Annotated in this window: 25 protein-coding genes; 15 read left to right on the top strand and 10 right to left on the bottom strand. The window is 41.8% G+C overall.

From position 1 onward, the window contains the following. Positions 1–634: 634 nt before the first annotated feature. Positions 635–1,147 carry a response regulator gene (locus tag ACZ5A8_RS15725; RefSeq protein ID WP_229389958.1) on the bottom strand — a complete coding sequence of 171 codons (513 nt, stop codon included), beginning with the start codon at positions 1,145–1,147 and terminating at the stop codon, positions 635–637. A gap of 245 nt (positions 1,148–1,392) precedes the next feature. On the opposite strand from ACZ5A8_RS15725, the gene ACZ5A8_RS15720 reads away from it, so the two are divergent. Then, positions 1,393–1,674: a MarR family transcriptional regulator gene (locus ACZ5A8_RS15720; protein WP_011034276.1), complete on the top strand. Its 282-nt coding sequence runs from the start codon at positions 1,393–1,395 to the stop codon at positions 1,672–1,674. Positions 1,675–1,958: 284 nt separating this feature from the next. Here the strand turns inward: ACZ5A8_RS15720 and trxB are convergent, their stop codons facing one another. Together trxB and ACZ5A8_RS15710 are read right to left on the bottom strand one after the other, a co-directional pair. Then, complete coding sequence (trxB, locus tag ACZ5A8_RS15715) at positions 1,959–2,876, bottom strand: thioredoxin-disulfide reductase (protein WP_464530183.1); 918 nt, start codon at positions 2,874–2,876, stop codon at positions 1,959–1,961. A gap of 54 nt (positions 2,877–2,930) precedes the next feature. Beyond that, positions 2,931–3,182, bottom strand: coding sequence for a glutaredoxin family protein (locus ACZ5A8_RS15710; protein ID WP_322221600.1), 252 nt, complete (start codon positions 3,180–3,182; stop codon positions 2,931–2,933). Positions 3,183–3,336: 154 nt separating this feature from the next. On the opposite strand from ACZ5A8_RS15710, the gene dph5 reads away from it, so the two are divergent. From dph5 to ACZ5A8_RS15685, 5 genes are all read left to right on the top strand, one after another. Next, positions 3,337–4,137: a diphthine synthase gene (gene dph5, locus ACZ5A8_RS15705; RefSeq protein ID WP_464530181.1), complete on the top strand. Its 801-nt coding sequence runs from the start codon at positions 3,337–3,339 to the stop codon at positions 4,135–4,137. A 73-nt stretch (positions 4,138–4,210) separates the two neighbouring features. Then, the gene (locus tag ACZ5A8_RS15700) at positions 4,211–4,492 is read left to right on the top strand and encodes a DUF357 domain-containing protein (RefSeq protein ID WP_229389962.1); all 282 of its coding nucleotides are present in this window, start codon (positions 4,211–4,213) and stop codon (positions 4,490–4,492) included. A gap of 513 nt (positions 4,493–5,005) precedes the next feature. Further along, positions 5,006–5,398: a DUF555 domain-containing protein gene (locus ACZ5A8_RS15695; RefSeq protein WP_229389963.1), complete on the top strand. Its 393-nt coding sequence runs from the start codon at positions 5,006–5,008 to the stop codon at positions 5,396–5,398. 304 nt (positions 5,399–5,702) lie between these two features. After that, positions 5,703–6,602, top strand: a complete 900-nt coding sequence (locus ACZ5A8_RS15690) for a carbohydrate kinase family protein (protein WP_464530180.1) — start codon at positions 5,703–5,705, stop codon at positions 6,600–6,602. A 175-nt stretch (positions 6,603–6,777) separates the two neighbouring features. Further along, positions 6,778–7,449, top strand: a complete 672-nt coding sequence (locus tag ACZ5A8_RS15685; protein ID WP_464530178.1) for a diphthine--ammonia ligase — start codon at positions 6,778–6,780, stop codon at positions 7,447–7,449. 1,494 nt (positions 7,450–8,943) lie between these two features. Here ACZ5A8_RS15685 and ACZ5A8_RS15680 read toward each other — a convergent pair. Genes ACZ5A8_RS15680 through ACZ5A8_RS15670 form a run of 3 tightly spaced genes read right to left on the bottom strand, consistent with a single transcriptional unit; the run spans position 8,944 to position 10,526 of the window. Beyond that, positions 8,944–9,339 (bottom strand): 5-(carboxyamino)imidazole ribonucleotide mutase, encoded by a 396-nt coding sequence (locus ACZ5A8_RS15680; protein WP_229389968.1) that lies wholly within the window; start codon positions 9,337–9,339, stop codon positions 8,944–8,946. Positions 9,340–9,360: 21 nt separating this feature from the next. Then, entirely contained in the window at positions 9,361–9,648 is a 288-nt protein-coding gene (locus tag ACZ5A8_RS15675) for a chorismate mutase (protein WP_322224131.1), read from the bottom strand. After that, the gene (locus ACZ5A8_RS15670; protein WP_229390217.1) at positions 9,645–10,526 is read right to left on the bottom strand and encodes a shikimate kinase; all 882 of its coding nucleotides are present in this window, start codon (positions 10,524–10,526) and stop codon (positions 9,645–9,647) included. Before ACZ5A8_RS15670 ends, ACZ5A8_RS15675 begins: the two co-directional genes overlap by 4 nt. A 243-nt stretch (positions 10,527–10,769) precedes the next feature. On the opposite strand from ACZ5A8_RS15670, the gene ACZ5A8_RS15665 reads away from it, so the two are divergent. The 7 genes from ACZ5A8_RS15665 (at position 10,770) to ACZ5A8_RS15635 (ending at position 18,133) form a co-directional block, all read left to right on the top strand. Beyond that, positions 10,770–11,765, top strand: a complete 996-nt coding sequence (locus tag ACZ5A8_RS15665) for a PhoU domain-containing protein (RefSeq protein ID WP_464534167.1) — start codon at positions 10,770–10,772, stop codon at positions 11,763–11,765. A 1,304-nt stretch (positions 11,766–13,069) separates the two neighbouring features. Continuing rightward, positions 13,070–13,711 (top strand): Era-like GTP-binding protein, encoded by a 642-nt coding sequence (locus ACZ5A8_RS15660; RefSeq protein WP_229389970.1) that lies wholly within the window; start codon positions 13,070–13,072, stop codon positions 13,709–13,711. A gap of 5 nt (positions 13,712–13,716) precedes the next feature. Further along, entirely contained in the window at positions 13,717–14,076 is a 360-nt protein-coding gene (locus ACZ5A8_RS15655; RefSeq protein ID WP_229389971.1) for a DUF2073 domain-containing protein, read from the top strand. A gap of 14 nt (positions 14,077–14,090) precedes the next feature. After that, on the top strand, positions 14,091–14,603 hold the full coding sequence (locus ACZ5A8_RS15650) for a hypothetical protein (RefSeq protein WP_464534165.1): 513 nt from the start codon (positions 14,091–14,093) through the stop codon (positions 14,601–14,603). 344 nt (positions 14,604–14,947) lie between these two features. Continuing rightward, positions 14,948–15,562 (top strand): 6-phospho-3-hexuloisomerase, encoded by a 615-nt coding sequence (hxlB, locus tag ACZ5A8_RS15645; protein WP_229389973.1) that lies wholly within the window; start codon positions 14,948–14,950, stop codon positions 15,560–15,562. A gap of 136 nt (positions 15,563–15,698) precedes the next feature. Further along, positions 15,699–16,811 (top strand): pyridoxal phosphate-dependent aminotransferase, encoded by a 1,113-nt coding sequence (locus ACZ5A8_RS15640; RefSeq protein WP_464530176.1) that lies wholly within the window; start codon positions 15,699–15,701, stop codon positions 16,809–16,811. A gap of 386 nt (positions 16,812–17,197) precedes the next feature. After that, positions 17,198–18,133, top strand: a complete 936-nt coding sequence (locus ACZ5A8_RS15635) for a cytochrome c biogenesis CcdA family protein (protein ID WP_464530175.1) — start codon at positions 17,198–17,200, stop codon at positions 18,131–18,133. 235 nt (positions 18,134–18,368) lie between these two features. Here the strand turns inward: ACZ5A8_RS15635 and ACZ5A8_RS15630 are convergent, their stop codons facing one another. Then, positions 18,369–19,382: an NOG1 family protein gene (locus ACZ5A8_RS15630; RefSeq protein ID WP_464530174.1), complete on the bottom strand. Its 1,014-nt coding sequence runs from the start codon at positions 19,380–19,382 to the stop codon at positions 18,369–18,371. A 597-nt stretch (positions 19,383–19,979) separates the two neighbouring features. Here ACZ5A8_RS15630 and ACZ5A8_RS15625 point away from each other — a divergent pair. Beyond that, complete coding sequence (locus tag ACZ5A8_RS15625) at positions 19,980–20,855, top strand: CBS domain-containing protein (protein WP_229389977.1); 876 nt, start codon at positions 19,980–19,982, stop codon at positions 20,853–20,855. 220 nt (positions 20,856–21,075) lie between these two features. Here ACZ5A8_RS15625 and hisE read toward each other — a convergent pair whose 3' ends face one another. From hisE to ACZ5A8_RS15610, 3 genes are all read right to left on the bottom strand, one after another. Continuing rightward, on the bottom strand, positions 21,076–21,390 hold the full coding sequence (hisE, locus tag ACZ5A8_RS15620) for a phosphoribosyl-ATP diphosphatase (protein ID WP_229389978.1): 315 nt from the start codon (positions 21,388–21,390) through the stop codon (positions 21,076–21,078). A gap of 69 nt (positions 21,391–21,459) precedes the next feature. Continuing rightward, the gene (locus tag ACZ5A8_RS15615) at positions 21,460–22,722 is read right to left on the bottom strand and encodes a 3-isopropylmalate dehydratase large subunit (RefSeq protein WP_464534163.1); all 1,263 of its coding nucleotides are present in this window, start codon (positions 22,720–22,722) and stop codon (positions 21,460–21,462) included. A 687-nt stretch (positions 22,723–23,409) separates the two neighbouring features. After that, a complete protein-coding gene (locus ACZ5A8_RS15610) occupies positions 23,410–24,288 on the bottom strand; it encodes a YkgJ family cysteine cluster protein (RefSeq protein ID WP_464530172.1) in 879 nt (292 codons plus the stop codon). Between the two features lie 126 nt (positions 24,289–24,414). On the opposite strand from ACZ5A8_RS15610, the gene ACZ5A8_RS15605 reads away from it, so the two are divergent. Beyond that, entirely contained in the window at positions 24,415–24,918 is a 504-nt protein-coding gene (locus ACZ5A8_RS15605) for an amino acid-binding protein (protein ID WP_229389979.1), read from the top strand. Positions 24,919–25,121 lie beyond the last annotated feature (203 nt).

Genomic DNA, 25,121 nt, shown 5'->3' with positions numbered 1-25,121 from the left:
AGTCTCATTTTTTAAGAGTCAATAGTTAAAAACCGGGCAGATATCTTCTGAATAAAAATAATCCGGATCTTACGCGCAACCCGTATGAGGTCATTACCTGTTACTCAAATGTCGAAGTCGCGGCAAAGTCCTCAGGAAACTTCCAGCAAAGTATGTGATTTTGCTGGGAAATTTGATTTTAACAGATAAATTTGATTCAAATGGGGGATGTAATTTTTAAAGGATCTTTAATTTTAATGAAGAAACTCATTTTAAGAGGTGATATAGAGGGACTTGTAAAAAGTAATCTTTATTAAAATAATTAAAAACTAAACCGAATATATCTGGAGAACTACACAACTAAATTCATCCAGATGGATTTCAAGCGATTTTTGAAAAAAACAATAAACAGAATTGATAAGCATATTAATAGGATATAGGTAAAGAGGGCGTCTTAAGAAGTGAGTAAATAAAAATCTTAAGATGCCTCAAAGAAATTTGATGGATTTCAAACCCGGACTAGTTTCTTAGATATTCGGATACTGAAAAGGAAAACAAAAAGGAAATTTTGCCTTTTAATACGTCTGCTTTCCTTAAGAGAGTATTGTTGCTGATCACAAAGACCGCTTATCAGAAAGTAAATCTCTTCCTCGAGTCAAATACGGTTACGTCTCAGAACCATTCCGACCCTTGCTTTCAATTCAAGAGGATTAAAAGGTGCAGCAACGTAATCATCAGCTCCTGATTTAAAGGCCTTAAAACTGTCTTCTGCTTTATTCTTTTCACTCAGCATCATTACAGGAACTCCCCAGCTCCTTGGGTTAGCTTTAAGCTGTCTGCAAATTTCAAAACCATCTTTACTCAGAAAAGCTGTATCAAGGAGTACCAGATCCGGTCTTTCCGCATTTACTGTCTCAAGGACTGATAAGCTTTCCGAGACGTTAACAACATTGTAGTTTTCAGCTTCAAGAGCCTTCTTAAGGTTATGGTGGGCATTGTGCTCATTACCCATAATCAGGATTTTTTCCCTGATATCATGAAGATTTGCAATTCGAACTTTTACTGACTCTTCCGAAATCGAAAGAGTGTGGGCAATGTCTCTTTCACTTATGTCAGGCTGTTCTTCTATAAGCTTTAAAATTTCACGGTCAAGATTAATGTTATGCATTTCCCTCCACCTCATACAGTATATATTTTCTTAGGTATTAAACATTTCTCAAATATTAAAACGAAGAGAATAGCTAAAAATGTACACAGTGAATCGGGAGGGCGCGGAGTTCCCCAAATATTTAGAAGATTTTGTATGAATCGCCTGACTAACCAATAATGAGATAAGTTTATAACCGTAAATAGCAAGTTAATATTGGAAATAAGAATCACTTACGGAGAACAGCCACCTCTGAGATGATAACAATGGATCCACTTGAAAAAATCTTTGGAAAAACCGCACAGATGACCGTACTTAAAAATCTGATCGAGCACCAGAACGAATCAACCTACCTATCAGGGATAGCAGAAGAAACAGGTCTGTCTCATTCCAGCGTATCAAGAGTTATTACCCCACTAATAGAGTCGGGTATTGTTATAGAAAAACCTCTTGGAAAGCAGATCCGGACCTTCCAGTTGAATATGGAAAGCGACGCTACAAAATTGATTATAGATTTTTACAATAAAATAAACCAGATGCTGGAATAAGCCTTAAAGCGAATTCCGAAATGTATATTCGGGGACAAAGGAACCTTATTGTCCCGTTTTTAATTTTCGCATAACTAGTTTTTACTATGAACCTTTCTTACTTTCTGGCTTTGAAAGAACCATAACTGGAAAAGCTATTACCTGAATAACCATATTTCAGTTTAAGGTTATTCAGGTCAAAATCCTGAAATCAAAGCTCCGGATATTTTTTCAATTGCTCTTTCAATTGCTTCTTAAATGGATTCCCAGCCCGGCTTCTAGTTCGAGCCCTTCCATGGCATTTTTTATTTAAGGGTTTCGATATATTCGTTTGCAGCTGTGGCTGCGATTGCCCCGTCTCTTACCGCTGCTACAAGCTGCCAGATGAGGGTATCGCTGCAATCTCCTGCGGCATAAATTCCTTTCTCGGAGGTTTCCATCCAGCGGTCGGTCTTGATAAAGCCTTCACTATTTTTTTCCACATTAATGAATTCGGTATTCGGGTGGATTCCTACATAGATAAAAATTCCGTTAGTATAAAGTTCACGAATTTCTTTACTGTTGAGGTCTTGCAGGATAATTTTTTCAACTTTTTTGATTCCTTCCTTACTCCCGGCTATTTCCAGGACAAGAGTATTGAGGATGAGCTCAATATTTGGAGTTGCAGACACCCGTTCCTGAAGGATTTTTGCAGCTCTTAAACGGTCCCGTCTGTGGATAAGGTATACCTTCTGAGCAATTTTTGATAGAAAAAGAGCATCTGTAACTGCCGAATTGCCGCCTCCTACGACAACTACTGTCTTGTTTTTGAAAAAAGGCCCGTCGCAGATCGCACAGTAGGAGACTCCCTTACTGATAAATTCCTTCTCCCCGGGAACGCCCAGATACTTTGGATTTGCGCCTGTAGCAATAATCAAGGCTTTTGCTTCAAGGTCCCCACTATCCGTTGAGACGATTTTTTTTGCACCTTCAGTCCGGACCGAAATAACTTCAGTAATTCTGGTCTTAACCCCAGCTTCCTGGGCATGTGTCCTGTATTTTTCCATCAGCTCAACTCCCGTAATGGATGGAAAGCCAGGATAGTTTTCTACGATATCTGCCATCGAGATCTGGCCACTTATCTCGCTCCTCTCCAGAATAAGGGTGTCAAGCCCGGAACGCACGGCATAAATTCCCGCTGCAAGTCCCGCAGGTCCCCCTCCTATTATAATCAGGTCGTACATACTTACCTCCCAGAAATAGAGAATGAGCTCAAAAAATAAAGTTTTAGCGCATCTTCACTTAATGCGGGCTATAGCATCGGCTTTTTTAGGAAGACCTGTAAAAGCAGGCTCTCCATCGATAAGAGTTGTAGGGACACCAACTATTCCATGCTTCTCAGTAAGTACCTGCCCCTCCGGGCTCTCTACATCAATTTCCTCATACTCGAAATCGTATTCCGATTTAAGGTCTTTCCATAACCTGCGTGTTGCCGGGCATGCAGTACACCAGTTGGCGTGAATAAGCGTAACTTTAACCGTAAAAAACACCTCCAAAAATTGAGATTGTAAGCCTCATTCCTATTATTAATTTCTAGATATAAATACGTTGAGCGTATCCGTAAACCTGAAAATAAAGCCACAGATTCCCTGAATGAGCCTGCGGCGCCAAAAGCTTTAAACCAATAAGCTCCTAAAGCGGGATATGCTCACATTTATAGGGCTGGGCCTTTTCGATGAATATGATATTTCCTTAAAAGGACTTGAGGCTGTCAGGGAAGCTGACCTGGTGTACGCTGAGTTCTATACTTCCTGCCTGATGGGAACAAACCCTGAAAAAATGGAAAAACTCTATGGAAAGAAAGTCCGTTTACTCACAAGGGAAGATGTAGAACAGCAGCCTGACTGGTTGGAGGAAGCAAAAGACAAAAAAGTTGCTTTTCTCACAGGTGGGGATACAATGGTTTCCACAACCCACGTTGACCTGCGCCTCAGGGCTGAGAAGCTCGGGATAGAAACCCGTCTGGTTCACGGGGCATCAATTGCCTCAGCCGTTTCAGGGCTCACAGGGTTGCAGAACTATCGTTTCGGCAAATCTGCAAGTATTCCTTACCCTTACGAAAGCAGGCGAGGTACTAGGGTCATTTCAGAAACCCCTTACGATATCATAAAGCAAAACTCTGGACTTGGCCTTCATACTCTTGTTTTTCTGGACATTGATAAAGAAAAAGGATATATGACCGTTAACCTTGCTCTTGAACTTCTTCTTGAAGTTGAAATAAAAAGAGGAGAAGGAGTAATGGACAGAACTGTTGCTGTGGGGATAGCAAGGGCAGGTTCGGAAAAGCCAGTAGTAAAAGCTGACTACGCAGAAAACCTGAAGGGTTTTGATTTTGGAAAACCTCTTCATATCCTCCTAGTTCCAGGAAAACTGCATTTTCTTGAAGCCGAAGCCCTTGTGAAACTTGCAGCCGGTCCTGAAGGAATTATGGAAGAAACAGAATAATCTGGAAGAAAGAGCGAGATCAAATAAAAACCAGTTGAATCAATAAACGCTAAATGACTCTATGGTGGTCAAAATGCCTGCCGATTTGAATGAAAAGGTTAACCGATACGAGGATATGTTGAAAAGAGCACTGCAGAAAGCAAAGTATGCTCCAATCCCGAACTCCCATATGCATGCGGTAGCAGAGGATTACTATACAATGGCAGAAGCCTATTATAAAGACGGAACCTATTTTCTTGAAAACGGAGACCCTGTAAACGCCCTTGCTTCCTTTAGCTATGGGCATGCCTGGCTTGATGCCGGAGCGAAACTCGGGGTTTTTGCAGTGGACGACGAGACCCTTTTTACGATATAAGGGATTGAAGAAAAGATTGGATAAATCATCATATAAATGATTATAAAGACCTCGGAAGTATGGCAACCCTTACATAGATACAGGAATAGAAGGTAAGGAATCCTGAAAAAGGATCAGATAGGTTGAAAAGCCAATAATTAGAAAATACGATAAAGCCAAAAATTGAAGACTAAAATCTAAACTGAAATTTAAACTAAAATCTAAACTGAAATTTAAACTAAAATCTAAACTAAAACTAAAATAAAAACTTATATTAAAAGTCGAAATTAAAAACTTAGAACTAAAAGCTGAAAAATTAGAAAAAAATAAAATAAGAAGCTAAAACTTATAAACTAAAATTGAGAATCTAAAAGCTTAAACTGAAAAACCATATAATACGTAAAACTTATAAATATAAACATTCATTCGAAGCGGAAACAATTAATATACTTTACTTATTCTTTAGGTCTCAATAACTTTTCCCTATCCGGGAATATTCTTAAAAACGTATACTAATATCTACGGTGGATAATTATGAAGAACTTTCATGTGGTACTTGAAGCAGCTTGGTTGGTTAGAGATGTAAAAACGGCTGATGATGCAATAGGGGTTGCGATTTCTGAGGCTGGAAAACGCCTGAACCCCAAACTCGATTTTGTAGAGGTTGATGTGGGAACAACTTCCTGTCCGGCATGCGGTGAGCCTTTCAGCAGTGTTTTCATAGCGGCAAATACAGCTCTCGTAGGGCTTATTTTTGAGATGAAGGTCTTTGATGCCGAATCTGCGGAACACGCAGAAAGGATTGCAAAATCCGTCATAGGAAAATCTCTGCGTGATATTCCGTTGACAGTTGTCGAGGTCACGGAATTCGAAAGGACAGGTGAAAAAGGCGAACAGCAGCAGCAGAAAGGCAAGACAAATAAATAAACAGGTTTCTTTCCTTAACTGTGTTAAGAATGCCGGATCAGAGAAAGGCTTACCTGTACGATTTCTTATTACGGACAGTTTCATATAGCCAGGGTTAAAAGAATCTCTGGCTAAAAAAGAACATATAGGGAGCATCTGGCACGGCAGAATGGACACAATCGGTAATTTTACCTTAATCAGTAATTTTACCTTAATCAGTAATTTTATCTTTTCTTGAGTCTTTTATTTTATTCAACTTTTAAGAATGTATGTGATCCCAAAAACTTCCGGGTTTCTTCCAGACCCGCAAAAAAGAGGAAACTGCATGGACAGAATGATCTCCGTAGTGGGGCATATTGCCCTTGATTACATCGTAGATGTTGAAAAAATAGCAGGAAAAAACGAGTCTTCCCCTGTAATTGACTATGAAGAATATCCTGGCGGAGGGGCTGCAAATATTGCAGTTGCCATTGCAAAGCTGGGGGGAAAAAGTCAGCTGATATCTCCGGCTGGTACGGATTTTTCAAGCTCAGGATATGAGAAGCTCCTTAAAGAAGCGTGTGTTGACCTCTCCCACCTTTATAGTATTGAAGACCTGAAGCTTTCAAAGGCTTTTATTTTCACTGATAGGGAAGACAACCAGACTACCTATTTTTACTGGGGTTCCTCTTCAAAATTCAAAGAACTGGAACCCGAACCTGTGGACTTTGTCCATCTCGCAACAGCAGACTGCGTTTACAATGCAAAGATATCTCAAGTTGCCGGTTTTGTCTCCTTTGATCCCGGACAGGACCTGGTCACTTATTCAAAAGAAAATCTCGAGATAATTCTTGCCCACGCCGATATTCTCTTTGCAAACAGGCATGAAATCAGTCGGGTTTCAGAGATGACCGGGAAGAGCTTTACCGAACTTAAGGCTATGATTGATGTTATTGTCGTTACCTATGATGCGGAAGGCAGCAGGATCTATACAGGCAATGAAGAATGGGCAATTCCCGTTGTTTCCGTAAAAGCTGTAGACCCCACCGGAGCAGGAGATGCTTACAGAGCAGGTTTTCTGCTGGCGTACACTAGAGGGTATTCTCTTCCCACCTGCGGGAAGATAGGATCAACAGTAGCTTCCTTTGTCGTACAGACCAGAGGCTGCCAGACCAGTCTTCCAACCTGGGATGAAATGAAGTTCCGCTACGAGGTCAATTTTGGAATTCTGGAAGCAGAGAACTGAGGTCATAAAGGTCCGTAGCAAGCGGGATGCTGAAAAGGGAAAAAAATGTAAAATGTTATTTAGTGGTCCGCGAACTATAATCTGCAAATTCTAATCATAAAGTACCAAAAATAATCAGGGATTATGAAAAACAATCCGGAAGTACGGAAAAATAGCGTTAAAGAAGAGGATGCAAATGAAACTCGCAGCACTGATTTCTGGCGGCAAGGACTCGGTCTTTGCCATTCACAAAGCCCTTGAAGAGGGGCATGAGGTCACCCACCTCATAAATATTATCCCTGCAAGGGATGACTCCTATATGTATCACTCAATCAATCTCCATATGGTAGAATTGATTTCTGCTGCCAGTGAAATCCCGCTGATTCAGCAGCAGTCCAGCGGAATCAAGGAACTTGAACTGGACGACCTTACTCTCGCTTTGAAGAAAGTAGATGTGGACGGGGTATCCGTAGGCGCTATTGAATCGCAGTATCAGGCAAGCAGAGTGCAGAAGATCTGTGATTCCCTCGGACTTAAAATGTATGCTCCTCTCTGGCACAGGGACCCTGAAGAACTCCTGAATGAGATGGCAAAAGTCCTCGATATAAGGATTGTCAAAGTTGCAGCCGATGGCCTGGATCAATCCTGGCTTGGCCGCCCTATTAATGTGAACTCAATAGAAAACCTCAAAGCCCTGAACCGCAGGTACATGGTCCATATGGCAGGAGAAGGCGGAGAATACGAAACAGTGGTCCTCGATGCTCCTTTCTTCAAAAAGCGCATAGAGGTCGTAAAAAGCGAAGTCGAATGGGAAGGTGACATTGGCTCTTTAAAGATTCTGGATGCAAGATTGGTCGAAAAGACCTGATTTCTCACAAGCAATTATTTTCTCATGACTGGCATAGTCCCGAAGCAGACGCACTCCTCATTCGGGTCTCCTGATCTCATCTAACCTGTGCAGGCAGAGTCCTATGAAACCCTCTGAACATGCATACCAATAAGCATGCTTTTCTGGTACGTGCTTTTCCGTCCGGATTGAAAGGTTGCTGTAAGAAATATCTGGAGAAGGGATTATTTTTTAACTTCTTTAGCCTGATTTGGTGTGTCCATACTTTTAAGAATACTGTAGTTTACACATATGTCATTACTTTTATATGTAAGAGCTTATATTATTAGATTGGCGTCTGAAAAACTGTGTTCTACAGGAAGATCCCTTCTCCAGATATTTCCCAAATCAGATTTCCCAACTCAGATGCCTGTTCATGCCACATTTTTTTATTTTTTTCATCTTTTTATTCTTGCTAATTTCCGTTATCTCTCTGTTACTCATTATTATCTTTTCCTTAGTTTTGGATATGATTTTTGTCTCCATTTTGCTTCTATTCTGGCATTTAGCTCGGGCACTTTACTTTCCAGTGACTAATTACTCTACTCACTAAAAATTTCACAGGGGACACTTAAATAAATTCGAGATATCCTCTGAATTCGAGATACGCCTGTGATAACTTATTAGAATAATAAGAGTAGAATAATAAGAGTACTTCAAAAAAGTCCTGAAATCTATCAGTATATCATCAATTTTATATATAATCAGCTATATTTGTAGAATCGGGCATCTGAGAACACATATCTTTTCTTATTGCAAACCTCAGCCAATTCTTTTACCTCCCAATTCCCACACCCCCAACACTCGGATGCCCTATCCCCAATACAATTGCAGATTCTCCCATACCTTTTCCGCTCTATTTTCTCTATTCATATTCACCTTTTCTTCATCAAGCTTGCCTGTGACTCTTCCAGAAAACAAATAAAAGAGTATAAAATTATTCCTTGAAGAAACAAAACAGAGGTTGAAAAGGAGTTTTTCAGATAACACCTAATTCTGTCTCTGTCTTGTCGTATCCTTATGGACTTGTTCGATTACTTTACTTGTTTTCTTTCGTTGATCTCTTACGGCTCCCCTGTCACTTCTACCTGTTAATTTCTTATCGGTATCGTCATTCTTTTTAGCGGCTATTTTTTTTCTCTTTCTTCGCGGTAAAGACTGTTTATGGGCGAGTGCGGCAAGAAAGGCTTAAAACAGCGAATGGCGTTTTACAGGTCAAAATATTTATGATTTAATCCTTTTTTAGTCCTCCTGAGCAAAGCTCTCTCCTATTTCGCAAAATTAGTCCTCTTGAGCGAAACGAAGTGGAGCGAAAAGGACCGCGTACTCCCGAGGCACAATTCGGGCGAGGCTCAATTCGGGCGAGGCGCAATTCGGGTGCCGAAGAATATGAGAAAAAATGTAAAAATATGAAAAATAAGTTCCGTGAATTTAACTTCCATAGAGAACAAATTAAAATCAGAATTCTTAAAAATATCACGGATTTTCGATTAAGTCCAGAATTCTCAGGGCAAGGTATGCGCCGTTTGCCCCATTGTCAATTCCTACACTCCCTACAGGTACACCTGGGGGCATCTGGGCTATGGAGAGAAGGGCATCAAGCCCGCCGAGTTTTGCGCTTACAGGTACGCCGATTACAGGTTTTTTCGTCCTGGAAGCGACAACCCCAGGAAGGGCTGCCGATAAACCTGCTATTGTGATAAAGACCTTTGCATCTGTACTCGCGACATAGCTGTCAAGCTCGTCAGGGTTTCTGTGGGCAGAGATAACCATTACTTCGTAAGTGTATTTGCTCTTTTCAAGTACAGAAACTGCGCGGTTGGCAATTGATCTGTCGGACTCAGAGCCCATAATTAGTGAGATATCTACCATTTTTCGCTCCTTTGAGGCAGGTCAGGGCAGGTTTCCCTTTCCGCTTAATTCGTTCTGGCGTTCGATGCTCATTCTGATAAGAATTTCAAAAATTTCCTTTACCGATCCTATATCAAGGTTGAGCTCGGTTGCAGTATTTAATGCCCTGTTAATTACAACCTCGTTTTGCTTACGGTCATTTATGGAAGTTCCATTTATTCTTTTTGATTCAAGCACTTTCTCAGCAAGGTTAACCCTTCTGTCAATGAGGGAAAGGATTTCCCTGTCAATCTCTTCGATTTCTTTACGGACAGATTCAAGTTCACTCAAGAGGACCCCTCCCTGTTAAAGGATATCGCATCTCTGTTATTTATACTGGTCTCTATAACCTTTCCTTCCATGCCGCAGCTTTCCCAGGCGGATTTAAGTTCTTTTACCTGCTCAGCCTTCACCAGGGCTGCGTAAGCAGGTCCGGTTCCGGAAAGGCTGACTCCTTTTACCCCACATTCCAGAGCCCTTAGCATGTACTCCGTATCAAATCCAAGGGCTCCGCAGTAGAGAAAGCCATTAAGCGTCATTGCGCGTTCATATTCTCCTTTGAGGGCAAGCTCATATGCCATTTCCACATATGGGGCGATCAGCCGTGAACGTTTAACATTCGTGTCCGCACTGAAAGCCTTTTTTGCCGGGGCAAATATCAGGACTTTTGAATCGGCTTCTTCGCGCCTGACAAGTTCCATTTTCCGGTTATCGGTGACAACAATTCCACCTAAAAAGGAGGCACATGCATCGTCAAAAGCTCCTGTTACCGTAACTCCCACCTCTTTTGCAGCCCTTACACCCAGTTTTACGATCTCCAGGGGGGGCAGAGTTTCGTTGACCGCACGGAGGGTTGCAAGGACTGAAGCGTTTGCCGCGGCACTACTGCTCTTGAGTCCTCCTGCAAGAGGGATTTCACTTCCTGTCTTTATTGTACCTCCGAGTTCAAGCCCGAATCTTTCCAGGACAAGTTCTACGCAGCGTTCTATAAGGTGAGTGTCTCCTTCAGGCATCTCTTCAATTGAGCCCATAATACCCGAATTACCCTCTGAGAGTTCCACCTCTGCAAAGGTTTTTAAGTCTATCCCGAATGCTGCACCTTTCCAGGTAGCTATGGCGTTTATTATGGTTCCAGCCCCGAAAGCGCAGGCGTGCCCTTCAAATGTCATCACGTCCTGAATGCTCTGCTCTTTAATATTTTTTACCTCTCTTCAGAGCAGAAAGCGAGGTAAACTTAAATACAGGACTCCGGAATTTATTCCCAAAAAGGAAGAAGTCTCAGAATATAAATAGTAAAGCCAAATTGTATATATATTAAGTAGTTATCTAAACACTGATCAATATTATACATATGGAGTAAGTATCATCTAACTTCCAGGCCTGGCCTGAGCGACTAAAAACGGGGAATTAACATAGAAACCAGAAAAGTACAGCAGACAGGCGGATCCACTTACATTATTTCTCTCCCGAAACAGTGGGCCGAAAAAGTAGGAATCAAAACCGGGACAAGAGTATCCATTCAGGCTCAGCCAGACGGAAAACTTTTAATTGACCCTATTCTCGAGGGGCGCACGATAAAAACGAAGAGGATTGATGTGGCAGGTTATGAGGCAAAAGCTCTGGAAAGAGACATCATTGCTGCATATCTCTATGGCTATGACAGAATGGAGTTTACCGCAAAAAGAATACTTGCAGAGCAAAAACAGGTTATCCGAAAGGTCTGTTACAAACTCATAGGTCCTGAAATTATTGAGGAAAGCTCAAACTGCGTGGTCATTCAGGATCTTCTTAATCCCAATGAACTCCATATTAAAAAAGGCATACACAGAATGTTCCTTATTACAGGTTCCATGCAAAAGGATGCCATACGAGCTCTCAAAACTGGTGACCACGACCTTGCTCTCGATGTAAGTCAGAGGGATGACGAGGTCGACAGGTTATGTCTCATGATTTCTAAACAATTTCGTTCCATTCTCTGCGGGGGAAGGATGCCTGATTCCTCAGAAACAAGTATTGAAGAATACCATGATTTCAGAATGGCAGCAGGTCCTATTGAGAGAATTGCAGACCATTCACAGAGGATTGCAAACGTTACCTCAAAAATGCAGGAACCAGTCAGGGAAGATGTGATGCAGGTCATAGAGGATCTCAGTAATACTTACATGGAACTTGTTCAGCAGGCAGTAGATGCCCTGTATAACTCCGACACTTCTCTTGCAAACCAGGTAATAGACAGTATAGACAACATGCGTACACGTGTGACGGAACTACATGCATCCATTCTCAAACTCGAGTCACATGAAACCATGATATATCTAGGGATGGTAGTAGATAGCCTCTCAAGAATAGGAGACCTTGGCTCTAACATAGCCGAGATAGCCATAAATTCCGCGATAAGAGATAAATGAATATTCTGTGGAAAAGTCATGAAGCTCCTGACAAATTGGTTGATGTTATTCAGGTATCAAAAGTGAGATTTTCAGACCTTCTCCCCTGTCACAGGGAGCTTTAGCCGGCCTGTCAGACAGATGAGAAAAACGACACGCGGCTGCATTCAGAGAAACCGGTACGGTGGATAAAGTACCTATGGGTTGAGAAAGAATTTTCTTTTCCCGGGAAACCTGATTTTTGTCTGCAGTTTATAAGACATCTCTATCAGCTTGCCTGGCAGTGCCTGCCAAAAAGAAATAAAAAAGAAAGAAATGAATAGAGTACAAAAAGAAACGTTACTAATAGAAAGTAAATAAGTTCCTCTTTTTAACGAAAAACATCTCTCTTTTTGTCCTGAGGAATAGTAACTAATCTTTGTTTCAGCATCAGATGACTGAATATATCTATTTTTTTAACAAAATAACTCTAATTGGATAAGGGAACTATTGTCCTGACAAATTAATTATGGGGCATTAATATTTAGATTACCCCTCATATGTAGTCTTTTTTCGTAATTATGATAGCTCATAAATAAATTTCCTGGACACTAGCTGCATGTTTTCTTTGAAATCAGGGAAAACAGCCAGCTTTTGATTCTCTTGCTCATCAAAAGGGTCATAAGACTGGATAGAGGGACACATGGAGGGACTTTACCTGAAGTAGTTTCAGGGAGGTTAAATAGAAAATGTTCAGAGTAGCAAAAAGCAGTCAGTGATGAATGCGGTGAGGTAAGTAAGGAGATTAAGGTCCAGCAGTTCAGGCTTTTCGGAGTATGACGGCAAAAGAGACTGGAAAAAATAAAAGGAATGACAGCCTGCGAAGTACTTAAGAGGATAAGAACCATTTATATTTTTAAGATATGATGAATAAAAATAGGAAAAAATATAAAGGAAAGTACAGAACATCAGTACAAACATAAAAATTTAATGGAAAATGAAAAGAGTTACAGATGGACTGAAAATTTTCATTATAAAAAAGTTTTTTATTAAACATATCCGGGAATCAGGCGATAAGAAGTAATTTATTTATATTCTGGTGTTATTTCACGGAGGCACTTTCTATTTTCACATGGAAAGAATGCAATATTTGCTATTTATTCCAGGGTATTGAAAAGGAGAAGACAGTATCTCCATTTTCTCTGATTCCCACAGCTTGACAAATGGAAATTATTTATATGCAAGGATCAATTAAATAAAAAGGTCACGAAAACACCAGTAAACCCATAAAGGAAAGCAATCCGAGAAATCCTTTGGTGTTATGCTTTTCCCAATGGAGGGAAGCCATGAATATGATAAAACGATTTAAGGTAAGCTTTTCAAAAATGTTCAATAAACTGTTCAAGAAAAAAGGAGCATGCATAGGTATCTACGGACCCCCCAATGCCGGCAAGACAACCCTTAGCAATCGCATCCTTAGAGACTGGGTCGGAAACGAGGAAACAATGGGCTCTGTTTCACATATTGCCCATGAAACCAGGCATGCAAAAAGAAGGAATGCAGTCACTATCGAGACTAATGGGCATACTATCAGCCTTGATATTGTGGACACTCCCGGGCTTGCAACAAAGATCGACTTCCATGACTTCATGGAACAGGGAATGAGTGACGTTGAATCGAAGAAAAGGTCCAAAGAAGCAACAGAGGGCGTAATTGAGGCTGTCAAATGGCTGGATGACCTTGACGGAGTCATACTGGTTATGGATTCCACCGAAAATCCCTATACTCAAGTTAACGTAACTGTGATAGGAAATATGGAAGCCAGAAACCTTCCGCTTCTCATTGTAGCAAATAAAGTGGACCTTCCTGATGCCGACCCCGGAGTCATAAAGGAAGCCTTCCCTCAGCACCCTATGGTACCTGTCTCGGCTCTTGAAGGAGTGGGAATGGACTCATTCTACGAAGCTCTGGCCAAACAGTTCGGGTGATCAAAATGCAGGGAATCCAACTTGATCTTATATCCGAAGCCAAAATCTCTCAAATGGCTTCTATGGAAAAAGTCCGGTACATAATCGATGAGGTACGGAAAGGCAAAATCCTTGTGCTTGAAAAGGGTCTCAACCCTATGGAGGAAGCAAAACTCATTGAGATGACAATGTCAGCGATTCAGCCTGACGTGTTTTCAGGAATAGAGATGCAAAGCTACCCTGCAAACGCGGACGCTTCCTTGCTGGGAAAGTTTTTTAAAAAACAGAGCAGCAAGAGACTTACGGTTATAGGGCCCGCAAACCAGCTCAAAACCCTTAAAAAAGACAGGAATCTGATCAGTGCACTTGTCTCTGCAAGTAAGTAAACGAAGTGGAAACAATGTGTGCCCAGAAGACCCAAGACCTGGAAGCAAAAATATCCCCTCCCCAGTCCCTCGGCTCCTTTGAGATGGGCAGGAACGACGTTAACGTAGTCTGTACCTACGGGAAAATTGCAGTATGGTTCGGACGAAAGGTTCCTGATTATATTATAGCGCAGGTACTCATAGGAATCTCAAAGGTAGACCAGTCTACAGTTCACGAATTTGAGATTATCTGCGACTTTGATGAGATTACGGAGTATGAAAGCAAAGGGTATATACTGGTGTCCTATGGTAAAACAGCCGGCGGTTATCGTGTAAATTACAGTATTCCGTTTTCCAATAAAAAAGCCCTCTTCCATCTATCCAGATTTGTCCTTGAAGAGCTTCAGAAAGGAGAGGTACGCAAGGACTTCTACTGGAACGGGAGTGACTGCGATATCCAGCGGCTCTACAAGGAATTCAGAAACAATATCGATAGCTGGGAATTAAAAGCTATTAATTATAAGACTGAGCCGCAAACAAGCCGATAATGGTCTCCGGCACAGCAGCGGGATAAAAAGAAGCTTCCAGAAATTTGTCCTGAGATCCTCACCAATAAGTTTAAAAAATTGAAAAAAGGTTATCTGGAAGGGATTTCAGGAGTTTTTATTTCAATATTTACATTTAATATTTACATTTAATACTTCCAGTTATTATTTATAGTCGATATTCATAGTCAGTGTTTATAGTCAGTGTTTATAGTCAATATTTACAGTCAATAGTCTCAGGAGCTCTGCCCGTATTTTGGGACTGTAATCCTTATTTGGTAGAAGTAAGTAAAAGGTCAATTGATTGTTTATTGAGAATTTAACTCAATGCTTTTTGGAGAACTTATATGAAAAAAGATCAGGTAAAAGACTGCGAAGATGTAGTATTATCAATGGAACTTATAGTGGAAAACCTCAACGAGGTGGTTAAGATGCTTGACCGCGAAGCCATAAAACACATGCTTCAGAATATACTGGAAGGGGAAAGGGTCTTCGTAATGGGGGCAGGGCGGTCCGGGCTTGTTGCCAAAGCCTTTGCAATGAGACTGATGCATCTCGGGTTTACTGTGTATGTCGTGGGAGAAACTACCACCCCTGCTGTTCATCCACAGGACGTCGTGATTGCCATTTCAGGGTCAGGAGAAACCCGTTCCATAGCAGATCTCGGCAGAATAGTAAAGGACATCGGTTCAACCCTCATAACTGTCACCTCCAAAAGGGAGTCAACACTCGGCAGAATTTCTGATATAACTATGGTTCTTCCGAGCAAGACCAAAAATGATCATGATGCAGGCGGCTACCTTGAAAAAAACATGCGAGGAGATTATAAGAACTTACCTCCCCTGGGCACGGCTTTCGAAATCACCTCACTGGTCTTCCTTGACTCGGTAATTGCCCAGCTGATAACACTTACAGGTGCTTCGGAAGCAGAACTCAAGTCCAGGCATACAAATATCGAATAACGGATTGAACACTCAATAATGGGTTCAAAATAACTTTTAAAGTTAACCGTTAAAATAATATGGATCGGAACAGTGGGTAACTCAGAAATTCAGGATTTAAAGGATACAATTTTGAGGGATATAAGGAGGGCTCAATTTGAAGGAAATTCAGTTTTCAGAAAGTGTATCCCGGATAGATACATCCGGAATCAGAAAGATTTTCGAAGCTGCAGGCTCAAATGCCATCAACCTCGGGCTCGGACAGCCTGACTTCGATACTCCTGAACATATAAAAGCTGCAGCAATCAAAGCAATAAATGAAGGCTTTACAGGCTATACCGTAGGTCCCGGAATCCCTGAACTGAGGGAAGCCCTGAGCCATAAATTCCAGGAGGAAAATGGGTTTTCAGTCTCTCCTCAGGAAATAATCGTAACGTCAGGAGCATCTGAAGCCCTCACCATTGCCCTCGCAGCCCTCCTCAATACGGGAGACGAGGTTCTTATCTCAAACCCCGGATTTGTATCCTACAACGCCCTGACTGAAATCCTTAACGGAAAGGTAGTAAGTGTCCCCCTTGCAGAAGACCTTACCATGAAGCCGGACTCCGTGCTTGAGAGGATTACCCCGAAAACAAAAGCCATTATCCTTAACTCTCCGTCCAACCCCACTGGTGCTGTCTCAAGCAGGGCAGACATCAAAGCTCTTGCCGAGATTGCAGACGACCATAACATAACCATTATTTCTGACGAGGTCTACGAGTACTTCATTTACGAAGGCGAGCATGTGAGCCCTGCGAGTTATTCGGATAATGTAGTCACTGTAAATGCAACCTCTAAAAGTTATGCTATGACAGGATGGAGGCTCGGGTACCTGGCAGCTAGAAAAGAGTATATAGCCCAGATGCTCAAAGTGCACCAGTATATACAGGCATGTGCAAACTCAGTCGCCCAGAAAGCTGCCTATGCTGCAGTAACCGGACCGAAAGACTCTGTCAATATAATGCGTGAAGAGTTCCGGAAACGCAGGGACGTGCTTGTAAAAGGTCTTAATGACCTAGGGATGGAGTGTGCTCTTCCGAAAGGGGCTTTCTATGCCTTCCCGAAAGTCTCAAACTCCGCAGAGATCGCCTCAAAAATGATCTCAAATGGCGTTGTTGTTGTCCCAGGAACAGCCTTCGGAAGCGATGGGGACGGCCACATAAGAATTTCTTACGCAGCTTCGATGAAAGATCTTGAAAAAGCCCTGAGCATCATGGAAAAATTGCTCTGAGCCTTTTTACAGAGAAGGATCTTTCCCTTCTCTTCCTTTTTTCAATTTTTTCTCCTTTTTAACTTTTACTTCTCTGTATTCCTTTATTTTTCTATTCGATTAACCTGTTTTCTGAAAAATGCCGTTAACTTTGGGAGAATTTATATTGAGGCATCCAGATACCTTGACATACCGAAAAAGAGCTTTTTGCAATTGTTCCGATGCTTACTAATCCATATTATCTTGCAATGAGCTTTTTTTAACCAGTAATATTTTTTCCAGAAGCAGTCCTGTTCATTGAAAGTATACACTGAAGTACACTGAAAACTGTCCGTATCAAAAATATGCATCACCGATTTAAGGGGAATTTCTGGATGTTTCCACAAATATAGCTTCGGAAAAGAGATATGAAAAAGCGATTCGTAAAACCACGGTTTGTAACTAAAGGAACACTTGTGTTCATATCTATTTTTTTGTTGCTGAGCCCTGCTTCCGGTTCGGTCATTCTGGCAGGAAACAGATCAAACGGTTATTTTTACGGAAGCGCAAATACAATAGAGATTCTTCTGCTGGGAACTTTCGAAACTTCGGCTTTGCTTTTTACCCCGGAATCTTCATACCTTCTAACAGGAAGCAGAGAAGGGAAAAATAAACATCTCGAGAGAGTGAGCCCCTTTTTAATCCTGGCTATAGGTATCCTTGCCGGTTTTAATCCCTGCCTGCTTGCAGTAATGGCTTTCCTGGCTTCTATCACCCTTGCTCAGCAGGGAGGGCGAAAAGAGATGCTTAAAATCACCCTGGGATTTTCTGCAGGAATCTTCACGATGTATATGTTTGCAGCGATAACCATTTTGAGTACTGTCAGTTTGCTGCCTGAAGTCCGGAGACATTTTACCGCAATTACGATCCTGCTGACTGCACTGCTTGGTCTCTGGCACATTTATGATGCCTACTGGCTGAAAACTCATGCAAAGTCAACCTTCAGGACCCCTAAATCTTTGAAGGATTTTATGAGTAGGATGGGTGAAAAAAACCTTCTGCTTCTGTCTTTCCTTGCAGGGGGCATGTTCTCTCTGGTCAAAGCTCCCTGTGTCGGGGCAATCTATCTCTCAATCCTGAGTGTGCTGGCAATAAGAACCAATATAGTAAAAGGAATAGCATACATGGGAATATACAATCTTGGACTTCTATTGCCTGTAGTGTGCCTTGGGCTTTTATTGGCCTTCGGATTGAGCCCGAAAAAAGTCACTGAGTTCAGAGAAAAGAGAAGAGTGGAGATAAGGCTGACAACAGGGCTGATACTTATTGCCCTTGCCCTGCTGATGCAGTTCAGGATACTCTGAGCAGCCAGGTATCTGAAAATCGGAACTAAAAATCGGAACTAAAAATCGGAACTAAAAACCGGAACTAAAAACCGGATAACTAAAAATCTGATCTCTTAAAATCGGATACTAAAAAATCAGATTCTAACTAAAAGTCTGGATTCTAATTAAAACCAGACTCTGGTCAAAACAAATCCTGCAGGCACAGAGTTCTGGCTAAAACAGGTTCTGAAGCTAAATATAGTCAGATAAGGAATTAGAAAGTGAATTCCTCATCCGGTTCTTCCGAAGCTGCTTCTTCTAAAGACTTAAGGCGCTTTTCTTCAATCATCTCAAGAAGTCTTTCCATTACCTCTTCGATTCCTTCTTCGGTAATTGTGGATATGTTCAGATCTACTCCGTCCATTTTCCTGAACTCAGGCCTGTCAGCTTTGTTAGCAACCACGAGCAGGGGAAGGTTAAAATTTTCCCTGATTTCAGTAAGAAGGCGTTTCTGATCCTCAATCTCGTATCCGCAGCTTTCACTGGGGTCAATCATGAACATTACAACTGCATCCAGGTAATGGATTGCTGTAATTGCCTGCCGTTCAATATTGTTTCTCTCAGCCATGGGACGGTCAAGGAGACCCGGGGTGTCCATAACCTGATAACGGACTCCTTTCCGTGTGAAGTGGCCAATGGTTACTCCTTTTGTCGTGAAAGGATAAGGGGCAATTTCAGGGGTTGCACCGGTAATTTTTGTAACAAAACTTGACTTTCCTACATTGGGATAGCCAGCGATTACAACTGTAGGCTCATCCTGGACATCAGGGAGTTTCCTGAGGATGTTTCTGGCTTCATTCAGAAAGAGAAGGTCCTTATTGATGGACTTGACAATGGATGCAAGCCTTCCGAAAGCTTCTTTTCTGACAGGTTCTGGGAGGTCCGAATCCCGGATTTTTCCTACGTAGCTCCTTGCAACTTCATGGATCTTCCTGCTCGCCCAGTCCACGGATGCAAGGGACATCTTAAGTTTCTCTACACCTACCAGGATGTCAGTCAATTCATAATAGAATCTGGGTAACTGCTCAAAGCTCGGAAAACGCCTGACTATATTAGCAAGGTTATCCGTGAAAATGTTTGCAGCTGTCAGTACCATGGACTCATTGGCTCTGAGCCGGCTGTCTCTCCCCTCAATAGTTTTCCCGGACATAGCTCTTGCTGCCCGTTTAAAAGCTTTATTAGTTAACTCGTCGGAAGTAGGGACGGTGTGAATTTTTTCAAAGATCATAATTTTCTAACCCTCTGGGGGCTCTTTTCATCTATATAAAGGTTTTTCTGAGTAAAGAAGTTTAACAGAAAAATCTAAAGTCCGCAAGCAAAAGTTTCGCAAAAGTTCCTGAGCGGAGTTTCTTTGCTTTTCTTGTCTGGATTTTCTGAACAGCTTCTGTCCAATTTTTTCTGCCCAAAACTCACAATGCCGGAAAGATTGCCCGGAAAAATAATTAAGCCCTGGTTTTACACTGCCGCAATATCCAAAACTTATATGTTTGAGATATTCCGATTTACTTCTCTTAAAATCGATCTGGAGCAATATTATGGTACTATATAATTAACGTTTAATTTACTTTTATCAATTACATGATCAGTAGTTAATTTATAATCTGGTTCTATCAGAGTTTTAATGTAAATTATTATAATTACCTAAATACAGGCATAAAAACAGCTGTATTTCTTCAAAGAACCGGACTTTATTTATATTTGTAATTATAATTTGTATTAGGAATTTATAATCATTAATTATGGTAAATTAAAGGATGCACTATTCTCGATGTATAGATATTATACATCATCCTGATACAAGGTATATGAAATTGATGGTGGTAGTATGGAACTCACTCCGATTCAAAAAGACATTATCATTGCATTAATCAACCTTCAGCGGCAAAAAGACAGGGCAATTAAAGGGGAAGAAATTGCCGAAGTTATCCAGCGAAACCCTGGAACAGTCCGCAACCAGATGCAGTTATTAAAGGCTCTTGGACTGGTTGAAGGGGTACCCGGACCAAAGGGGGGATATAAACCAACAGGGGCAGCATATGATTCGTTACGCATTCAGCAGTTGAAAAACGAATCCGTAGTCCCTCTCTACAGGAATAACGTGATAGTTAACGGGGCAACAGCTGCAGAAATCAGCTTTACAACCGTCCGCAATCCCGATGCCTGCAACGGGGTAATCAGGGTAATAGGAAATATCAAGGACTTTGTAATGGACGATAAGCTTCAGGTAGGTCCGACACCTGTAAACCGCCTCATAGTCCGTGGTGAAGTTACAGGAAGGGACGATACCAATAATGCAATTCTTTTTAATATCACAGAGATGATCTCTCTGCCTAAAAAACATGTCAAACATTACATGAAGTATCCACCACTGCTTGTGAACTTTAATGCGAGCATCCAGGAAGCAACAAGGCTCTTTATCCGGAATAACGTACACGGAGCCCCTGTGGAAGATAAAGGAAAAATTGTAGGGATAATTACCTATACTGATATCGCGCATGCCATTGCCCAGGGAAAACCCAATGTAAAAGTTAAGGACATAATGACAAAAGAGCTGATAACTGTTGATGGAGACATGCAGCTCTATGACGTGGTAAAACTCTTCCATAAATATAACGTGGGGAGACTTATTGTAACAATTAATGGAGTTCCGAAAGGAACCCTTTCTAAAACCGACGTGCTCAATGAACTTGCAGTGTATTAAAATGTAATTTGGTTAAGAGAATGCCGGACCGGAGGACTGAAGTTACGGATCTTCAACTCCCTTTGCTCTTTTAAAACTTCCTCCTGATCTCTTCAGGTTCCTTCCGGTCGCTATCCAGCTTTTGTCGCCTTTAGGTCTCTTTATTCAGTTTTTTAGATCTCTTTATTCAGTTTCTTTTTTAGATCCTTTTATTCCAGTTTCATTTTTTAAATCTCTTTATTTAGTTTCTCTTCATTTTTTCGTGTCTGGCACTTAGCTCAGCTGCGATTTCATCAAGAGTGACGTTGTTTGCTGCAAGCAGTACCAGTAGATGGAAAATAAGGTCCGAGCTCTCCGAGACTATCTCTTTATGGTCTTCGTTCCTTACTGCAAGTATAGTTTCAATGGATTCCTCTCCCACTTTCTCAAGGATTTTATTTATGCCCTTGCGGTGGTTCAAAAGTTTGCAGACATATGAATTTTCATCATAGTTCTCTTTCCGATCCAGGATGATCTCGTACACCCTGTTTAAAATGGATAAGTCAGCCTCCGGCATTCTAACACCTGTTCAAGATAAATAATAGGTAATGAAAAAATTAAAAAGAAGTAAAAACAGGAGGGTTTTTCAAACCTTCCTGGGATCAGTGATCTCTCCTGTGAGAGCGGACGCTCCTGCTGTTGCAGGGGAGGAAAGGTACACAAATGATTCTGCACTTCCTTCTCTACCCTTGAAATTGCGGTTGGAGGTCGCAAGTCCGACTTCTCCGGGGCCGAGGAGGCCGAAAGAGCCGCCCATGCATGGTCCGCAGCAGGGGGATTCTACAATTGCGCCGGCGTTCATGAGTTTTTCAATATATCCGGCTTTTAACAGTTTCATATATTCTGTCCTTGAAGCAGGCACTACCAGGAGGCGTACACCTTTTGCAACAGGTTCGTCACCCATGATATCTGCCATGAGCTTGATATCTTCAAACCTGCCGTTAGTGCATGAGCCCATAAAGATCTGGTCAATTTTCGTGCCTTCGACTTCCGTTACCGGCTTTACGTTATCTACATTGTGAGGGCAGGCTACCTGGGGTTCAAGATCAGATACATCGTAATGCCTGACATCCAGGTATTTAGCATCTTCATCGGATTTCCAGTAAGGATCAAGTTTGTAGCCTGGAATACGCTCTTTAAGGTATGCTTCGGTAACCTCATCGGCTTCAATAATTCCTGCTTTTCCTCCCATCTCGATTGCCATGTTGGACATAGTCATGCGCTCTGGGACGGAAAGGGAGCGGATTGTCGAACCAGCGTACTCAGCTGCCATATACCTGGCACCCTCTACTCCGACATCCCCTATAAGGTGCAGGATAAGATCTTTTGAGTAAACTCGCCTCGGCAGTTTTCCTTCGACTTCAAAACGGAAGGTCTCAGGGACTCTGAACCAGAGTTTGCCTGTAGCAAAAACTGCAGCCATGTCAGTAGACCCTATGCCGGTAGAAAATGCTCCTAAAGACCCGTATGCACAGGTATGGGAGTCAGAACCCACAATAAGGTCTCCGGGCAGCACATGCCCTTTTTCGGGCAGGACCTGGTGGCAGACTCCTTCATACACATCATAATTTAAAATGCCCTGCTCTTTTGCAAACTTCCTGAGCATGATATGGTTTTGTGCAGCATTAATTGAGTCTGCAGGGACCTGGTGATCGAATATAATTACGATTTTGCTGGGGTCCCAGACTTTCTTTTCTTCTTCATCTCTCATAATTTCGTAAAAGCCCTGGACTGCCAGCGGACCTGTGATGTCGTGGGTCATTGCCAGGTCTATGTTTGCCAGTACAAAATCCCCGGCTTTCACGGGAGTTCCGGAGGCCTTCGAAAAGATCTTCTCCGAAACGGTCATCGGGCGATTGTCACTACCAGACATTCCGGTCATGGGGAATAACTGGCGCTTTCTAATAAATAAATTTAATTGATGATCCAGAAAAAAAATGAAGTTCAGGTCGAATAAAATATATTTTCAAATAAGTTTTTTCGCTCGAATTGCGCCTCGCCCGAGTTGCGCCTCGGGAGTACGCGGTCCTTTTCGCTCCGCTGCGCTTCGCTCAAGAGGACTGATTTAGGAGTTTTAGCAGTAATCTGAGTTCAAGCGGACTATGCAATATTTCTAACCCGTGCAACTTCATTCACTGTCCCGTGTCGTTTTTTATTACGCTCGATGAAGGAAAGTGGTCTTTCAAACAAAAATGAGAAAAAAGAGGAGGAAGAAAGAGAAGATCAACTCTTTTTTACTTTCCTTTTGTTTCTTTCGGCCGGCTGCCAGACAAACTGGTGGGGACACACTATGCTTAGCTGTGAATTCGAAATCGGTTTTCAGGGAAAAAGTAAGTATTACCTTAGTCTAGGGGATGTTTCTTCGATATACCGTTTCCCTCAACCGTGGCATTGATTTAACTGTTGTTTTTTCTGGCTTACAGGCAGGTCCCGGCCCCGTGCGGCATTGGGAGAGAAAATTAAAAATTTCTTCCAGGATCCCGGAAAGTATCAATCAGTCATTCAGGAAATATCAGTGTCTCCTGAAATCCACAACTCACTCAATAATTTTTGTAATTCCTTTGCTGTCATGGATTATATAAATACAGATGCCGTTTTCAAAATTATTCTTAGCAATTTCCGGGCCTCTTTCCTCTCTTTTAAAATCATCGTATTTTTCGTACATGGCAAGCGTATCCTCAAGCTCCAGGATATATCTGGAAAGCAGAGCCTCTGCAAGTTTTCGGCTTTCTTCCGCAGAAATGTGATATCCAAGTCCTTCACATTCGCAGGTGTACAGTTTAAGCCCTTCAATGTAAAAAGGATAGGTGCTGCAGAGCATCGGGCGTACAGGATATGTCCTGCACCGGTTTGTGTCTTTCTCAAGGAAAACGCAGTCTCCATTTTTTTTACGCCTGAGCATCCAGCCAAAGGCATGAATATTTCCTTCCGAATCAATATCTTCCTTCAGAAGCTCAAACAGCCCGGAGAGTTCTGAAAACGGCTCTTCATTTGGTCCTTCGTTTTTTTCTGATGACCTGAAAGAACCTTCTGTATCCCTGCATTCATCATCCTCTCCGATTTCTTCAGGCTGGCAGGCTTCAGGGATAAGAGGTCCTGCAACCTCCAGTTTTGAAAGTCCTGTATACTCCCTGACTTTCTCAATCTCATGAGGAGTCAAAACTACCCTGTTATCCCCAAAAGCCCGTCTGCAGCATTTCCCGCAGTGCTGGCAGGAAAAACCTGTTTTTTCTATTTCGGCTGCAAGCTTTTCAGGGTCAAGCCTGCGAGCGATCTCTATTTCCTTTTTGAGGGCGGCAATAAGAATTAGCTGGTATTCTGTTTCTCGGGATTTTTCATTACTGCCTGATGCTGGAATTTCCATGTACAGGTTCCTGTCCTGCAGGTACATCAAATTAACGCAGACAATTGTCAAATTTTAAAAAATTTGTAAAGCTCAAAAAAGTCGGTGAAAAATTCTTCTCTTGACTATCTTTTAGGTTCGGGTTCGCAACAATCAGTAAACTATATATCAGGGGACTCATTTTAAACTTAGGTTTATATGTGGCAGACACTACTCAAAAAGTTTGAAAAATACCCTGCGCAGGCAAAAGTGCTTAAACTAATTTTTGAACGTGGGTTCCAGGTTAATGAGGAAGGAAAAGTAACTTCCGGATCCATCGAGATAGCACATACTCAGCTTGCAAAGGAAGCCGGTGTGGACCGGCGGGTGGTTGACGCAACCACAAAAACCATTATTTCGGACGAACTTCTAAGTACTATTTTTAAGAATGTCCATTCTATACCTTTCCTCAGGGACGTTGCTCCTTCCCTTGGTTTGGGAGTGATCATTATTATTCCTGAGGATGCTGCTCATGTTGGAATCCTTGCAGAGGTAGCAGGCCTGATTTCCAGAAACAATGTGAGTATCCGCCAGGCAGTCTCAGATGATCCATACCTTACTGATAACCCCAGGCTCACCATTATCACTGACCGCAAGGTGCCCGGAAACCTTGTGGACGAAATCCTGAACCTGCCTTCGGTAAAAGGAGTAAGCATTTACTAAAAATATTTTTATGGGCCTCATTAACAGACCCTTAAAAATAAATTAAAATAAGTATTTTTAGCTATTCAAGGTTTTTTTGTTTTCACATTAATTCAAAATGTGTTACTTTTTTAATTATCGGGACAGTGTTGCCGATCCGTCGTTATAGGCTTTATAGTAATTACTATAGCACATATTGTCCAGCCAGGATACCCCATATGCGG

Source organism: Methanosarcina subterranea, from assembly GCF_055385895.1.
This window is presented reverse-complemented; position numbering and strand designations above follow the sequence as displayed.

Excerpts from the sequence above, each read along its gene's own strand:
- ACZ5A8_RS15725 (WP_229389958.1), bottom strand. The coding sequence starts at position 1,147 with ATGCATAACATTAATCTTGACCGTGAAATTTTAAAGCTTATAGAAGAA.
- ACZ5A8_RS15720 (WP_011034276.1), top strand. The coding sequence starts at position 1,393 with ATGGATCCACTTGAAAAAATCTTTGGAAAAACCGCACAGATGACCGTA.
- trxB (WP_464530183.1), bottom strand. The coding sequence starts at position 2,876 with ATGTACGACCTGATTATAATAGGAGGGGGACCTGCGGGACTTGCAGCG.
- dph5 (WP_464530181.1), top strand. The coding sequence starts at position 3,337 with ATGCTCACATTTATAGGGCTGGGCCTTTTCGATGAATATGATATTTCC.
- ACZ5A8_RS15700 (WP_229389962.1), top strand. The coding sequence starts at position 4,211 with ATGCCTGCCGATTTGAATGAAAAGGTTAACCGATACGAGGATATGTTG.
- ACZ5A8_RS15695 (WP_229389963.1), top strand. The coding sequence starts at position 5,006 with ATGAAGAACTTTCATGTGGTACTTGAAGCAGCTTGGTTGGTTAGAGAT.
- ACZ5A8_RS15690 (WP_464530180.1), top strand. The coding sequence starts at position 5,703 with ATGGACAGAATGATCTCCGTAGTGGGGCATATTGCCCTTGATTACATC.
- ACZ5A8_RS15685 (WP_464530178.1), top strand. The coding sequence starts at position 6,778 with ATGAAACTCGCAGCACTGATTTCTGGCGGCAAGGACTCGGTCTTTGCC.
- ACZ5A8_RS15680 (WP_229389968.1), bottom strand. The coding sequence starts at position 9,339 with ATGGTAGATATCTCACTAATTATGGGCTCTGAGTCCGACAGATCAATT.
- ACZ5A8_RS15670 (WP_229390217.1), bottom strand. The coding sequence starts at position 10,526 with ATGACATTTGAAGGGCACGCCTGCGCTTTCGGGGCTGGAACCATAATA.
- ACZ5A8_RS15660 (WP_229389970.1), top strand. The coding sequence starts at position 13,070 with ATGAATATGATAAAACGATTTAAGGTAAGCTTTTCAAAAATGTTCAAT.
- ACZ5A8_RS15655 (WP_229389971.1), top strand. The coding sequence starts at position 13,717 with ATGCAGGGAATCCAACTTGATCTTATATCCGAAGCCAAAATCTCTCAA.
- ACZ5A8_RS15650 (WP_464534165.1), top strand. The coding sequence starts at position 14,091 with ATGTGTGCCCAGAAGACCCAAGACCTGGAAGCAAAAATATCCCCTCCC.
- hxlB (WP_229389973.1), top strand. The coding sequence starts at position 14,948 with ATGAAAAAAGATCAGGTAAAAGACTGCGAAGATGTAGTATTATCAATG.
- ACZ5A8_RS15635 (WP_464530175.1), top strand. The coding sequence starts at position 17,198 with ATGAAAAAGCGATTCGTAAAACCACGGTTTGTAACTAAAGGAACACTT.
- ACZ5A8_RS15630 (WP_464530174.1), bottom strand. The coding sequence starts at position 19,382 with ATGATCTTTGAAAAAATTCACACCGTCCCTACTTCCGACGAGTTAACT.
- ACZ5A8_RS15625 (WP_229389977.1), top strand. The coding sequence starts at position 19,980 with ATGGAACTCACTCCGATTCAAAAAGACATTATCATTGCATTAATCAAC.
- hisE (WP_229389978.1), bottom strand. The coding sequence starts at position 21,390 with ATGCCGGAGGCTGACTTATCCATTTTAAACAGGGTGTACGAGATCATC.
- ACZ5A8_RS15615 (WP_464534163.1), bottom strand. The coding sequence starts at position 22,722 with ATGACCGTTTCGGAGAAGATCTTTTCGAAGGCCTCCGGAACTCCCGTG.
- ACZ5A8_RS15605 (WP_229389979.1), top strand. The coding sequence starts at position 24,415 with ATGTGGCAGACACTACTCAAAAAGTTTGAAAAATACCCTGCGCAGGCA.